Origin of the sequence: Rhodococcus sp. NPDC056506 (assembly GCF_042794945.1) — a bacterium.
Classification (GTDB): domain Bacteria; phylum Actinomycetota; class Actinomycetes; order Mycobacteriales; family Mycobacteriaceae; genus Rhodococcus_F.
This window is the reverse complement of sequence record NZ_JBHTSW010000003.1, coordinates 58,957-72,884: the sequence shown is the minus strand read 5'-3', so window position 1 is coordinate 72,884 and position 13,928 is coordinate 58,957. Positions and strand designations below refer to the sequence as shown.

14 protein-coding genes are annotated in these 13,928 nt (G+C 62.4%); 7 read left to right on the top strand and 7 right to left on the bottom strand.

Annotation, left to right across the window (positions count from 1 at the left end; genetic code table 11):
- Nucleotides 1-210: 210 nt before the first annotated feature.
- The 6 genes from ACFQ6H_RS04140 to ACFQ6H_RS04115 are packed head-to-tail and all read left to right on the top strand — an operon-like array spanning nt 211 to nt 5,685.
- Nucleotides 211-1,872 (top strand): class I adenylate-forming enzyme family protein, encoded by a 1,662-nt coding sequence (locus tag ACFQ6H_RS04140; RefSeq protein ID WP_378629171.1) that lies wholly within the window; start codon nt 211-213, stop codon nt 1,870-1,872.
- A complete protein-coding gene (locus ACFQ6H_RS04135) occupies nt 1,869-2,339 on the top strand; it encodes a nuclear transport factor 2 family protein (RefSeq protein ID WP_378629169.1) in 471 nt (156 codons plus the stop codon). The genes ACFQ6H_RS04140 and ACFQ6H_RS04135 overlap by 4 nt, the downstream gene beginning before the upstream one ends.
- Before the next feature lie 33 nt (nt 2,340-2,372).
- Entirely contained in the window at nt 2,373-2,729 is a 357-nt protein-coding gene (locus ACFQ6H_RS04130) for an EthD domain-containing protein (protein WP_378629166.1), read from the top strand.
- 5 nt (nt 2,730-2,734) lie between these two features.
- On the top strand, nt 2,735-3,631 hold the full coding sequence (locus ACFQ6H_RS04125) for a TIGR03619 family F420-dependent LLM class oxidoreductase (RefSeq protein ID WP_378644130.1): 897 nt from the start codon (nt 2,735-2,737) through the stop codon (nt 3,629-3,631).
- A gap of 1 nt (nt 3,632) precedes the next feature.
- Complete coding sequence (locus ACFQ6H_RS04120) at nt 3,633-4,181, top strand: nuclear transport factor 2 family protein (protein WP_378644128.1); 549 nt, start codon at nt 3,633-3,635, stop codon at nt 4,179-4,181.
- A 43-nt stretch (nt 4,182-4,224) separates the two neighbouring features.
- Complete coding sequence (locus ACFQ6H_RS04115; RefSeq protein ID WP_378644126.1) at nt 4,225-5,685, top strand: DUF222 domain-containing protein; 1,461 nt, start codon at nt 4,225-4,227, stop codon at nt 5,683-5,685.
- Nucleotides 5,686-5,707: 22 nt separating this feature from the next.
- On the opposite strand, the gene ACFQ6H_RS04110 is transcribed toward ACFQ6H_RS04115, so the two are convergent.
- The gene (locus ACFQ6H_RS04110; RefSeq protein WP_378644123.1) at nt 5,708-5,863 is read right to left on the bottom strand and encodes a hypothetical protein; all 156 of its coding nucleotides are present in this window, start codon (nt 5,861-5,863) and stop codon (nt 5,708-5,710) included.
- Between the two features lie 135 nt (nt 5,864-5,998).
- Between ACFQ6H_RS04110 and ACFQ6H_RS04105 the strand changes: the two genes are divergently transcribed.
- Entirely contained in the window at nt 5,999-6,823 is an 825-nt protein-coding gene (locus tag ACFQ6H_RS04105) for a mycofactocin-coupled SDR family oxidoreductase (RefSeq protein ID WP_378644120.1), read from the top strand.
- A 7-nt stretch (nt 6,824-6,830) separates the two neighbouring features.
- Here the strand turns inward: ACFQ6H_RS04105 and ACFQ6H_RS04100 are convergent, their stop codons facing one another.
- The 6 genes from ACFQ6H_RS04100 to ACFQ6H_RS04075 are packed head-to-tail and all read right to left on the bottom strand — an operon-like array spanning nt 6,831 to nt 13,750.
- Nucleotides 6,831-7,619 carry an SDR family NAD(P)-dependent oxidoreductase gene (locus ACFQ6H_RS04100; RefSeq protein WP_378644509.1) on the bottom strand — a complete coding sequence of 263 codons (789 nt, stop codon included), beginning with the start codon at nt 7,617-7,619 and terminating at the stop codon, nt 6,831-6,833.
- Nucleotides 7,620-7,642: 23 nt separating this feature from the next.
- Entirely contained in the window at nt 7,643-8,293 is a 651-nt protein-coding gene (locus tag ACFQ6H_RS04095) for a PaaI family thioesterase (protein ID WP_378446788.1), read from the bottom strand.
- Nucleotides 8,293-9,162 carry a MaoC/PaaZ C-terminal domain-containing protein gene (locus ACFQ6H_RS04090; protein WP_378644117.1) on the bottom strand — a complete coding sequence of 290 codons (870 nt, stop codon included), beginning with the start codon at nt 9,160-9,162 and terminating at the stop codon, nt 8,293-8,295. Before ACFQ6H_RS04090 ends, ACFQ6H_RS04095 begins: the two co-directional genes overlap by 1 nt.
- The gene (locus ACFQ6H_RS04085; RefSeq protein WP_378644115.1) at nt 9,162-10,364 is read right to left on the bottom strand and encodes a lipid-transfer protein; all 1,203 of its coding nucleotides are present in this window, start codon (nt 10,362-10,364) and stop codon (nt 9,162-9,164) included. Before ACFQ6H_RS04085 ends, ACFQ6H_RS04090 begins: the two co-directional genes overlap by 1 nt.
- 7 nt (nt 10,365-10,371) lie before the next feature.
- On the bottom strand, nt 10,372-12,552 hold the full coding sequence (locus ACFQ6H_RS04080) for an acyl-CoA dehydrogenase (protein ID WP_378644113.1): 2,181 nt from the start codon (nt 12,550-12,552) through the stop codon (nt 10,372-10,374).
- A 34-nt stretch (nt 12,553-12,586) separates the two neighbouring features.
- Nucleotides 12,587-13,750, bottom strand: a complete 1,164-nt coding sequence (locus ACFQ6H_RS04075) for a steroid 3-ketoacyl-CoA thiolase (protein ID WP_378629116.1) — start codon at nt 13,748-13,750, stop codon at nt 12,587-12,589.
- Between the last annotated feature and the right edge of the window lie 178 nt (nt 13,751-13,928).

Below are 13,928 nucleotides of genomic sequence, written 5' to 3'. Positions count from 1 at the left end.
AAGATGCTTCGGTGGCGGTGTTCGTCATCGTGTCCTGTGTCCTAGTCGATATCGGAATGTCGATTTCTCCAACTGCGATACGACTCGAACGTATCGACGCCTCAGAGCCGGAACCCTCCCAGTCTCGCTCAGTGGTAACCGCCGCCACAGATATGATTTTCTCGTGAGATTTTGTGACGTGAAAAGCGCCACAATACGAAAGGCCATTCCATGACTGCCCCCGCAGATCCGCAGTTGCTTCTGGACCAGGCGGTCTCACGCCTCACTGGTCCAGGTGGGCCATTCGAGATCGTCGAAGAAGAGGTTCTCGGCACCGTCATGCCCGTGATGAAGAACCGTGGTCGCGCCATCGGTGAGCTCATCTCGGCATCTCGGGCATGGGGCGACGGCGACTATCTCGTCACCAGCGATCGTCGAATCTCGTTCACCGAGCACGCCGACTCCGTCGCCGCTCTGGCAACTGCCCTGCGGGACAAGTACGGGGTCCGTAAAGGCGACCGAGTGGGCATCCTCGCCGCCAATACTCCCGAGTGGGTCATGACGTTCTTCGCGACGCAGGCGCTCGGCGCGATCGCGGTCGGTCTCAACGGTTGGTGGGTTCCGCGAGAGGTAACCCACGGGATCGAGCTCTCGCGTCCGAAGGTTCTTGTCGTCGACGCCAAGCGCGGCGCCGCTCTCCCCGAGCTGCCGGCAGACATCACGGTCCTCACCATGGAAGAGGATCTGCCCGCGCTCATCTCGGAGTATGCAGGCTCCGACGTGCCGAGCACCGATATCGACGAAGACGACCCCGCCGTCATCCTGTTCACCAGCGGAACCAGCGGTCGTCCCAAGGGCGCACTCCACTCGCACCGCAACGTGATGGCCGTCGTCGACTACCACCGCTACAGCGACGCAATCGGCGCCGCATTCACCGGCCGTGAGTACGACGCTTCCAAGCCGAGCCCGCTGCGTTATCTGCTCACGTCCCCGCTCTTCCACATCGCCAGCCTGCATAATCTGGTGGTCCCCCGTCTCGCGACCGGCAGCGCCGTCATCCTGACCGAGGGCGGCTTCGACGTCGACAAGGTGCTCGGGCTGGTCGAACGCGAGCGCGTGACCAACTGGGGTGCGGTACCCACAATGGCGTCGCGCCTACTCGAACACGGCAACATTGCCAAGTACGACGTCTCTTCCCTGACTTCCTTCTCGCTGGCATCCGCGCCGTCGTCGCCGGCTTTCAAAGAACGACTCAAGGAGCAGGTGCCGTTCGCACGCAATGCTCTGGTCGACAGCTACGGCCTCACCGAATGCAGCACCGCCATCGCAGTGGCCGTAGGCGCCGAACTCGAAGAGTTCCCAGGCACTCTCGGCCGTCCGATCATCACCGTCTCGATGGAGATTCGCGATCCCTTCGGCGAGTGGCTGCCGGACGGCATCGAAGGTGAAGTGTGTGTCCGCAGCCCGTTCGTCATGCTCGGGTACTGGGAGAACGACGAGGCAACCGAGTCGGCAATCGCGCCCGGGCGCTGGCTCCGCACAGGCGATTTCGGCGTCATCGAGAACGGGCGTCTCCGTCTCACCGGCCGTCGTTCCGACCTGATCCTGCGTGGCGGCGAAAACGTCTACCCCACCGAGATCGAGCAGACGCTCGACGAACACCCAGACGTGATCGAGTGCGCTGTCATCGGCATGCCGCACCCCGACCTCGGCCAGGAAGTATCCGCTGTGGTGGTCCTGCGCCCCGGAGCAGAGACCACGGAGGCAGAGTTGCGCGACTACGCCGCCGAACGCCTGTCCTACTTCAAGGTTCCGTCGAAGTGGCGCATCACCGGTGATCTGTTGCCTCGCAATGCAACCGGCAAGATGGTTCGGCGCGAGATCACCGTATGACCGCGGAGCTGTCACGGATCGTTGCCGAGTCGGCGATCCGTGACCTGCTCTGTGAGTACACGCATCTGATCGATCAGGGCAGATTGCGTGAAGTCGCCGCATTGTTCGCCCAGTCCGACTACGGGCAGTGCGGACCGGACGGAGTTGCCACCACGCTCATTTCGTCCGACGCCGATGCCGTCTTTGCAGCATGCAGCGGATTCATTCGGATGTACGGAGATCCGCCGATTCCGCGAACCAAACATCTGCTGACCAACACCCGGATTGCGGTCGACGGCGAATCGGCGTCGGCACTCTCGTACATCACGGTCATACAAGGTACTGAAGCGCTTGCCCTGCAACCTATCCTGTCAGGGCGCTACTTCGATCGCTTCACCTGCGTCGACGGAACGTGGCAGTTCAGCTCGAGGCTCTTCTGCCTGGACAATATGGGCGACCTGTCCGCCCACGCCCGACGCGCACTCTGAATCCATCTCGTTGCCGAGGAAACTGGAGACCACGTGTTCAAGGTAATCGCCCTTCTCACTCGCAAACCCGGACTGACGCGAGACGAATTCGTCGACTACTACGAGAACAACCATGCTCCGCTGATCACCGAAACATTCCCTCAAATCATCGAATACCGAAGGAATTTCCCGGACCTGACTCAGGTTCTACGCACCGGCGACACCCCGGATCCACAATTCGATGTCATCACCGAAATGTGGTTCAGCGATAAGTCCGGATACGAAGACATGCTCGCAACTCACGCCCAACCGGAGGTAGGCAACCGGATTCGGGCTGACGAATCCAACTTCCTCGATCAAACGAGGATCATTCAGTTCGTCGTCGACGAGCGCGAATTGCCTCGGAGCTGAGTCCGATGGAGATCGGCGTCAACATTTTGGGCCTCGAGGCCATGTTCGACGGCAAGATTCGCCCCGTTCTGGACTTCGCCGCACGCGCTGACCGTGCCGGGATCGATCTGATCTGCACCGGCGATCACCTGGGGTTCAATGCCGACGCACACGCTCAGCGGGTAGTCGAACACAACTTCTTGTTCCCTTTGGATCATCCTTGGTACGAACCGATCTCACTTCTGTCCGCGATCGCCGCGGTGACAGAGCGCGCTCGCCTCGGGGTATCGGTTCTGATCGCCACTGTTCGCCCGGCGGCCCTGCTTGCCAAGCAGGTTGCCACACTCGACTCGTTGTCCGAAGGTCGCACCGTAATGGGCTTCGGCGTTGGATGGCAAGAAGCCGAATACACCGCCACCAATATGCCATTCGACGCGCGATTCGGCCGCATGGAGGAGACTGTCGCAGCGTGCCGCGAACTGTGGACCAATGCCCCGGCCACCTTCAAGGGGCGCGACTTCGCTTTCGAGAACTACCACAGCCTCCCACTGCCGACCCAATCCCATGTACCGGTGCTCTTCGGTTTCGGACCAAGTCAGCGGAACTTCGACCGCATCGCACGCGTTGCCGACGGCTGGACCGTGAACCCGACCGATCTGGGAACATTCACCGACAGTGTTGCGTTGTTGCGCAGCACGTTCGAGTCTCATGACCGTGACCCGGACACCGCACGTGTGCAGGTGTCCGCAGCACCCGTTCGACGCGACAGCGGATCCGTAGACCTCTCCGCAACCGCGGACAAAGTCCGGGACTGGTTTGACCGCGGCGCGTCCGTCGTCGTGCTCCGACCTGCCGTATTCGATTGCGCTGCTGAAGAACTACCAGAATTGATCGACTGGATGACCAACATCAAGGAGGCGTGACATGGACCGGGCACTGCAGGATCTCATCGACAAGCAGGCTATTCGTGAGGTGGTTCTGACGTACTGCCGCGGCATCGATCGCCTCGACTTCGATCTCGTCCGCAGCGCCTATCATCCGGATGCGGTCGACCATCACACCGGGTTCGACGGCAACATCGACGAGTACATCGCTTGGGTCACACCGAAACTCTCGGCGATTGGCGGCACGATGCACCACATCGGCAATCATCTGGTCGAACTGCATGGCGACCAGGCGATCAGCGAGGCGTACTCGATGTCCACTCACTGGGGCGGTGCTGAAGGCATCGGGATGGTCAACTTCACCAGCGGTGCGCGGTTCATCGACCATATGGAGCGACGTGATGGACGTTGGGCCATCAAGGAGCGGTGGGCCGTACGAGAGTGGACCCGCTCGGACGAGGGCCGCTTCGTCAACCCCGAGGGGCCTGGCCCGCGCGGGCGTCGAGATACCTCGGATCCCCTGACAGCATTACGGCAAACCCTTGAGATGCACCGAGATTCAGGAACCGGACTTTTTCGACTGATTTGAGGATTCCATTCTATTCGAACACGTATTCGAATAGAATGAATGGATGTTCAACCCCGCGACGGAGCTTTTCGGTATCTCAGCACAGCTGACCGGTACCGAAACTGATTGTGCCCTGGTTGATCTCATGACCGATCTGCACAGATGCGAGGCGATGCTGGTCGAACGCAAGCTCGCCGTCGTTGCCGAGTTCTTTTCGCGGCGAAGCTCAGAGCATGTCGCCAGTGGGACCTGGTCGTCGACCGCACACGAGTTGGCGGAATCGGAAATCGGTGCGACGCTCACGATGGGTCGCGCAGCTGCCGGGAAGTTGATCGGGTTGGGTTTCTCGTTGAAGACCCGTTTGCATCGCACTCGAGCGGCGATGGCGCGCGGCGAGTTGGATCTGTACCGCGTGGGATTGATCGATTCCGCAACGGCGAACGTGAAAGACGAGTTGATCGACGAGGTCGAACGACTACTGCTCGAGCAGGTCCTCGCACCACCGGTTGCCGGTGGAACCGGCCTGACGGGTCGGCGCCTGACAGCGGCGATCGATCGGATCGTGGCGGCGGTGGACCCGGAAGGCATGCGAGAACGCCGACGTCGCGCTCTCACCGATCGGTTCGTCGGGGTCAGTGCCGCCGAGGACGGGATGGCCAAAATCTTGGGAAGCGTTCCGGCCGAGCAGGCTCGGGCCTTCGACGGCCGGTTGCGCGAGTTGGCGATGTCGGTGTGCCGAAATGACTCACGAACCTACGAGCAACGACGAGCCGACGCGCTCTTCGAGTTGACCAACGGATCACCGTTCTTGCCGTGTAACTGTGACCGTGCTGATTGCCCGCAGGATCGTAGGGGTGCTGTTGTCGTTCGTCGACCCGTGGTTCACGTCGTGATGACTGATTCCACTCTGCGCGGTGGCGGCGAGGCCGCCCACCTGGACGGGTACGGAGTGATCAGCGCCGAGCATGCTCGCGACATCGCACAAGACGCCGTCATTCGAAAGGTCCGCGTACCCGCTGATGTCGCCACCGAACCGGTGGCTGCGTCGGCACACGTCTACCGGCCAGGTGCAGTACTCGACACGTGGTTGCGGATCATCGCGGGCAGCTGCCAGTGGCTGCATTGTGATGTCCCGGCCTGGAATTCCGACCTCGACCACAATGAACCCTTCCATCATGGCGACCCCGAGCGTGGCGGCAAAACAGTCGAGTCGAATATGAGTGCGTTCTGCCGCAACCATCATCGCCTCAAGCATTCCGACCGGTGGCGGTTCGCGTCGAACGAGGATCGAACCATGTCGCTGACGTCGCCGACCGGGCACAGCTACCGAACGCGACCCGCAGGGCTGACGGCCGGCCTACGCGAACCGATACCGCCGCAAGGTGGTCGAAATCGGCGGACCCAGGCAGAGAACAAGGCTGCCCGTATCCAGATCGAACGCAATAACCAGCGCCGTAGGCGGTGGAATTCACTGCGAGCTCACCGAGAACCCATCAATTACGGGGATGACCCGCCACCGTTCTGAGGCGCGTCGATGCGTCGCAGTGTCAGTCCGACGCCGGCTTGGCGTCGTCGTCTATTGCCGGATCGTCTTCAGCTAGTGGATCAATGGTGTCGACACCTTCGAGGACGGTCAGCTCTTCTTCCGCCTCGGCGAGGAGCCCCTTGGCTTCAGCTTCGACCTTCTTCACCCATTCGGACATCCCGAGCCTCTTCTCTTCCGAAGCGAGTTCCCGCTGTATCTGAACTCAGACTACGTCGCCGGCGACGAGTTTCGCCGTCCACTCGGGTCTCTACTCGTGACCGAGAATTCAAGATTTGCGACGGACGGAGCACTCATGCCCGGACAGTTGGAAGGCAAAACCGCACTGATCACCGGGGCCGCCCGAGGTCAGGGCCGAAGCCACGCCGTGCGATTGGCGCAAGAGGGCGCGAACATCATTGCGCTCGACATCTGCCATCAGATCGAATCGGTGGCCTACCCGATGGGAACCGCCGACGATTTACGGCAGACAACAGCGTTGGTCGAGGACCTCGGGCGAAATATCGTCGCACGAGAAGTGGATGTTCGTGATCTGCCCGCACTGCGAACTGCAGTATCCGAAGGAATCGCTGCGTTGGGCAGCCTCGACATCGTTCTGGCCAACGCCGGTATCGGCATGATGTCCCCGGACGTCGACGATGCCCACGCGTTCCGCGACCAGATGGAGGTCAATCTTTTCGGCGTCTGGAACACCGTCCAGGCCGCAGCGCCCGCGATGATCGAGCAAGGGACGGGCGGCGCGATAGTCCTTACCGGTTCGACATTGGGACTCGTCGGACGTGGGGGTGACGGGACCGGCGGATCCGACGGCTACTGCGCGAGTAAACACGCCATCGTGGGGCTGGGACGCACGTGGTCACACTGGCTTGCTCCCCACAATATTCGTGTCAACTCCGTGCATCCGGCGGGAGCAAATACGCCGATGGTCGTCAACGAAGTCGTCGCGAAACTGTTTGCGGACTCCCCCACGTCGAGCGGAGCCGACGTCGGCAATCTCTTGGACGTCGGGCTGATCGAGGCTTCCGACGTCAGCAACGCGATAGCCTGGTTGGTCTCGGATCAAGCTCGATACGTCACAGGTATCGCGTTGCCCGTCGACGCGGGGTTCACGGCCAAGTAACCGCCGATCAGTCGACCGTCGGCGCCCACTGCACACCGTTGATGTGCCCACCACCGTCGACGAAGAGGGTGTTGCCGGTGACGTAGCGGCTGTCGTCACTCGCCAGGAAGGCCGCAACGGGACCGATGTCGTCGAGAGGGTCCCCGATCCGCCCCATCGGATTCTGGGCGGCCATGACGGCCACGTTCTCCGGATTGGCTTCGGCAACACGCTTGTACGCCGCGCTCTGCGCGCCGGGGCAGATGACGTTGCAGGTCACCTGCCGAGGAGCCCACTCACGCGCGGCGGTTCGAGTGAGCGTCCGCAGAGCTTCCTTGGCCGCGTTGTACTGCACCGAATACATGTGGGCGTTGACGCCATTGAGGCTGCACATGTTGATCACGCGGCCCGTGCCGTGACGCTCGAGTTCCGGTAGTGCAGCCTGCATGGACCAGAAAGCCGCCATCACTGCCATGTCGAAACCGCCGCGCAGCTGCTCGTCGGTCATCTTCTCGAACCGAGCGAAACCGAAAGTCCGCCAAGCATTGTTGACCAGAATGTCGAGGCGTCCGAACCGCTCCACGGCCCGGTCGACCATGGAAACAACCTGCGCTTTGTCAGTGACGTCGGTGCGGATGAACTCCGCGTCCACGCCCCATTCGTCGCGCAGCCACTGCGCCGTCTCGATACCAGCTGCCTCGTCGATCTCGGCAACCAGGACCGACGCGCCTTCACGTGCAAACGCGCCTGCCACTCCGCGACCGATGCCCATACCGGCACCGGTGACCACTGCTACACGTCCGTCGAGCTTGCCCACGGGGGCCTCCTTCATCAGAACCCCTACCTGGGGCGCGGCACCGTCTTGTCGATGAACAATCCCTCTACGGACACGCACACTTCGCCGTCCGCCGTCTTGATCTCGCCGACGGTGTGAATCTTGCGGCCGTCCTTGGAAAGGAACTTGCCGCTGATGGTGAGGGGCTCGAACAGCGGAGTCGGGCGGTGGTAGCGAGTGCTCAATTGTGCTGTCATACCGGAGGTTCCACCCCAGGCATTGGCGACACCGAGAACGTGATCGAGCAGCAGCGCCGAAACGCCGCCGTGCACGTGACCGGGAGGTCCCTGGTACGGCAGTGTCAACGTGACGACTCCCTGCACCGAACCGTCAGCAAGCCCTTCCAGGACGAGCGGCGGCGCAATGGCGTTCTCGGGACCGGTCACTGGATCGTGACGAGTCACGCCCTCACCGTTCCACATGTCGATCAACCGCTCGGCCACCTCGGGCGAGTGCTGCTCGAGGTGCTCGGCAATGCTGTTGAGCTCCTCCGCAACCCGGTCCAAATTGGCGTTTCCGCGGTCGGTCCGCAGCATCGCGTCGACAACGCGACGCGCCGCTGCCGTCGCCCGGTCGACCGGGGCGTCCTGCGGCGGCGACGTCAGAATCGTGCCGCCCGGATGTGTTGCTGCCGTGGGGTGCGTACCGAGGTCCATCAGTTGATCTCCATTGTTGCGTGTGTGAGAACCGGGGAGTTCTCGCGCTCGGGGCACGTCGCCGCCAAGGTCAGTATGTTGCCGTCCTGCCATACCGAGGTGGTGATGGATTCGCCGGGGAACAGCGAACCGGCAAACCGCACTGAGTAGTTCTTCACCCGGCTCGGATCTCCGTCGAGAATCCCGTCTACCACTGCCTTGCAGACGATGCCGTACGACGCGAGACCATGCAGGATCGGTGCGTCGAAGCCCGCCATCTTCGCGAAGGCAGGATCGGCGTGAAGAGGGTTCATGTCTCCGCTGAGTCGGTACACCAACGCTTGCGAGGGACTGGTACTCGACGTCAGTACCTTGTCCGGCGCTCGATCAGGCACCCCGGCAACAACTTCGGGTCCGGTATCTCCGCCGAATCCGCCTTCGCCGCGCGCCCAGATCTGCATTCCTGTGGTCCACAACGGATTCCCGTCAAGGTCATGCGCTGCGGTCTCGAGAACGATCACAGCCGCCTTTCCCTTGTCCCAGACGTCGGCAACTCGGGAGGAAATACGCGCGGTACCCGTCGACGGGATCGGGGCGTGAAGTGACAGCGACTGCCCGCCGTGCAGGATCTTGCGCAGGTCGATGTCGATTCCCGGCATGCTCATCGACGGCGCCGGCAGTACACCCGCCGAAACTCCCTGGCCTGCAACCATTGCAAATGTCGGTAGTACCTTCAGGCCCTTTTCGTACACCCAGGTGAGTTCCGCAGGATCCAGCGCGTTCACGCCGGCCCCCAGACCCAGTTGGTAAAGCATGACGTCGCGGTCGGTCCACGACGCCTCGCGCACAGTCGGTTCGGCAGCCAATGCCACCGCAAGATCGATAGCCATCAGTTCTCCAAGGTTCCGGATCGGTAGACCGTCACGACGCACGCGCCGCCCAGTCCGAGGTTGTGCTGCAGTCCAATTCGAGCGCCCTCGACCTGGCGGGCATCTGCCGTCCCGCGGAGCTGCCACGTGAGTTCGGCGCACTGTGCCAAGCCCGTCGCACCCAGCGGGTGTCCCTTCGAGATCAAACCACCCGACGGGTTGACGACCCATTGGCCGCCGTACGTGGTCGCGCCGGATTCGACGAGCTTTCCGCCTTCTCCGACTGCGCACATCCCCAGGCCCTCGTAGGTGATGATCTCGTTGATCGCGAAGCAGTCGTGCAATTCGATGACGTCGACATCATCGATGGTGATCCCGGCCTGCGCAAAGACCTGTTCGGCCGCGGCTGCCGTCATCGGCGCACCGACCACGTCGATCATCGACTTCTCGGCGAACGCTGCCTCGGTGTCGGTGGTCAAAGCCTGCGCGACGATCTCGATCGCCTGGTCTTCGAGACCGTGCTCACGCACGAACTTCTCGCTCACGACCACTGCGGCACCAGCACCGTCCGAGGTCGGCGAACACTGTGAGCGCGTCAGCGGCTCGTGAATCATCTTGTCGCCCAGTACCTGTTCGAGGGTGTACTCGTCACGGAACTGTGCATACGGATTGTTGACCGAGTGCTTGTGGTTCTTGACCGCCACGGCTGCAATCTGCTCGATCGTGGTGCCGTACTTCTTCATGTGTTCGACGGCAGCGTTGCCGAACAACTGAGCGGTCATGGGCGAGCGGGCGAAGCCGTAGTCCTCGACCATGATTTTCAGCTGAGAGTCCAAAGTGGTGACCTTGGGCATCTCACCGTTGCCGGTCAACGCCGTTTTGGTCATCCTCTCGAATCCGACAGCCAACGCGCAGTCCGCTTGTCCTGCCTGGACCCATTCGCGCGCCATCATCAGCGCCGTCGACCCCGTGGCGCAGTTGTTGTTAACGTTGAAGATGGGGATGCCGGTCAGCCCGGTCTCGTAGAGGGCTCGCTGGCCGGCAGTCGACGCGTTGAACACGTAACCGACTGCAGCACGCTGGATCTGGTCGTAGCCGATCCCGGCATCGGTCAGGGCATTCGAGACTGCCTCGGTCACCATGTCCGGGTATTCCCAGTCGCGGGTCTCGATCTTCTCGAACTTGGTCATGCCCACGCCGATGACGAAGGTGCGATTGCTCATGCGCAGATCACTTTCCCGGTTCGGGGTCACGGGGCAGACCCAGGATTCGCTCACCGATGATGTTGAGCTGAACATTGGTTGTACCACCGGCGATGGACATGCACTGCGAGTTCAGGAACATCTGCGTCGCAGACATCCGATGCTGATCGCCCAGAAGGGAACTGGGACCAGCCCACTCCATCGCCACATCCCAGACCTGCTGGATGTGCTCGACGCCGATCAGCTTTGCCACCGAGGACTCAGCCCCCGGCTGTGCGCCGGTAAGCGAGCGCAATGTGGTGCGCAGACCGAGCAGACCGCCGGATTGTGCGTCGCACAGCACCTTTCCGAGAACCGTCAGCTGCTCGTCGTCGATACCACCGGGAAGTCCGTCGACCAGGCTCAGCAGAGCCTCGCCGCCCGATCCCAGAGACGAGTCGTTGGACAGCGAGACACGCTCGTTGGCCAGCGTGGTGCGAGCGAGCTTCCAGCCGTCACCCGGCTCGCCGACCAGGCACTCGTCCGGAACGAAGACGTCGTCGAAGAACACCTCGTTGAAGAGTGCCTCGCCGGTGATCTCGCGCAGCGGACGAATGTCGAGACCGCTGTTCTTGATGTCGATGAGAAAGTAGGACAAGCCCTTGTGCTTGGGGGCGTCGGCGTCGGTGCGGGCGAGGCAAATTCCCCAGTGCGCGTCGCGTGCCATCGACGTCCACACCTTCTGGCCCTGCAACTTCCAGCCGCCATCTACCTTGGTGGCCTTGGTGCTCAGAGCCGCGAGGTCGGAACCTGCGCCGGGCTCGGAGAAGAGTTGGCACCAGACGATGTCGCCGCGCAGTGACGGCGGGACGAACTTGGCAAGCTGCTCCTCGTTGCCGTGCGCGATGAGCGTCGGGATGACCCAGTTGCCGATGATCATGTCGTGCGGCTTGATCTTCGCAGCGCGTAGCTCTTCGGCAATGACCAGCTGGCTGACGGCATCGGCGGACTTGCCCCACGGAGCCGTGAAGTGTGGCGCGGTGTAACCCTTTTCCGCGAGATATGTCTTCTGCGCGGCACCTTCGAGGTCCAACGCCGGTGCGAGCTCGGCTCGAACGTCGGCGCGGATCGCCTCGGCCTCGGGCGGCAATTCGATGCTGAGCACGCGCCGGGTACCGGCAATGGTCAACTCGGCAACGCGTCGACGCCAGGATGCCGTGGAACCCAGCAGAATTCGCAAGGACTGCGCACGACGCAAGTAAAGGTGTGCGTCGTGCTCCCAGGTGTAGCCGATACCGCCGAGCACCTGGATGCAGTCGCGCGTGACGGAGAAGCCGGCCTCCAGAGCAGTTGCTCCGGCGACGGCTGCTGCGAGAGAAGCCTCTTCGGCACCGACACCGTTCGCCGGCGTCAGGGCACGTGCAGCATCCCAGGCGCAGACGCGTGCCTGCTCGGCAAGAGCGAGCATCCGAGCAGCCTTGTGCTTGACGCCCTGGAACTGGCCGATCGGACGACCGAACTGCTGACGCACCTTCGCGTAGTCGGCTGAGGTCGTGACTGCCCAGTCCGCCAAGCCGGATGCCTCGGCCGCGAACAACGTTGCGGCAATGTCGAGTACGCGCTGGGTGTCGATGGTGAGGATTTCCGCATCAGCGAGAACTAGTCCGTCGACGGTGACCTCGGAGTTACGACGTACAACGTCGTAGCTGGCCAGGTCTGTCACCTCGAGACGATCGCGTTCGAGCAACACGAACCCGCTGTCCGTAGCGAGCAGGAACACGTCGCCGACATGACCGCCGAGAATCTGACTGGACGTACCGCTCAGCGTGGCAGTGTCACCGTCCCGCATGATCTTCAGCGAACCCGGCTGCAGTGCAACAGCTCCGAGCGTGCTTCCGTCCACGAGTGCCGGCAGTCTGCCCGATACTCCGGCATCACTGAGAACAGCGCTGATCACTACCGTCGGCAGGAACGGACCGGGAACCATGGAGCGTCCCAGTTCCTCGACGACGATCGCGAGTTCGACCAGTCCGTAACCGGCGCCACCGAATTCCTCGGCTACGTGCAGTCCGAGAAGCCCCTGCTCGGCAAGCCCGTTCCAGAGTTGCGGGCGGGTTTCGATCTTCGCCTCGACAGCTTCCCGGATGACGGTGGGTGTTGCGTGGCGCGCCGCCCAGCCCCGTACGGAGTCGCGGAGGTCGCGATCTTCTTCACTCAATCCAATAGTCATGTCTACCTCGTCAATTCGACAGTGTCAGTACGGGTCAGATGCGTTCGATGATGGTGGCGGTCGAGAGAGCGCCACCGGCGCACATCGTGACCAGAGCCGTCGACTTGTTCGAGCGCTCGAGTTCGTGCAGCGCAGTGGTGATCAGACGAGCGCCCGTGGAACCGACGGGATGTCCGAGCGCGATCGCACCACCGTTGACGTTGACCTTGGACAGGTCTGCGCCGTGAACCTGCGCCCAGGAGAGCACGACCGAGGCAAACGCTTCGTTGATTTCGACGAGATCGATGTCGTCCAAGGTCATTTTGGCCTTGTCGAGCACCATCTGGGTGGACTCGATCGGTCCGTCCAGGTGATAGAAGGGATCGGATCCGACCATGCCGGACGCGACGATCCGCGCGCGGGGCTTCAATCCCAGTTCCTGTGCGCGCTCTTCGCTCATCAGCAGTACCGCAGCCGCGCCATCACTGATCTGCGACGAGTTGCCGGCGGTGTGGATATGGCCTTCGATAACCGGCTTGAGCCCAGCGAGCGCTTCGGCCGTCGTCTCACGCAGGCCGCCATCGCGAGTGACGGTGGCGATCTCGCCGGTACGCACGCCTTCCTTGTCTACGACCGGAGCCTTGACGGGAACGATCTCCCGGTCGAAACGGCCTTCTGCCCAGGCCTGGGCTGCACGGCGCTGCGACTCGAGACCGAAGGCGTCGACGTCCGCGCGTGTGATGCCACGCTTCTCGGCAATACGCTGAGCAGAGGTGAACTGGTCACCCATGTCGATGGTCCAGTCGTCCGGGTACGGGTTTCCCGTTCCGGGCGCATTGGCCTGGCCCAGGAACACACGACTCATGGCCTCGACGCCGCAGCCGATACCGGCCGAGATCTGACCCGAGGAAATGAGTCCGGAGATCAAATGCACTGCCTGCTGGGCAGATCCACAGGCGCAGTCGATGGTGGTTGCGGCCGTGCTGTACGGCAGGCCGGCGTGCAGCCACGCCTGACGCGTGACGTTGTTGGACTGTTCGCCCGCCTGCGTGACACAGCCGCCGATGATCTGTCCGATGTCTTCCGGTGCGACGCCTGCCCGCTCGAGGACCCCGAGCTGCGCTGCTCCCAGAATCTCGGCGGGGTGCAGTCCCGCCAGGGCGCCGCGACGACGTCCGATCGGTGTCCGCGCGGCCTCGACGATGACTGCATGACCCATGATGTTCGCTCCTTCGTGGAGTTTTCGGTCGGTGAGCTGGCTCACCGTCAACTTTTTTGCAATGTATTCTATTAAAGAGAGGAGGGCAATGCCCCCACAAACGGCCACTTCGGCACCACGACACCTTCAATAATAGAATTGATTTCAATTTTGAAGCTATGACGAACTCACCCCCGAG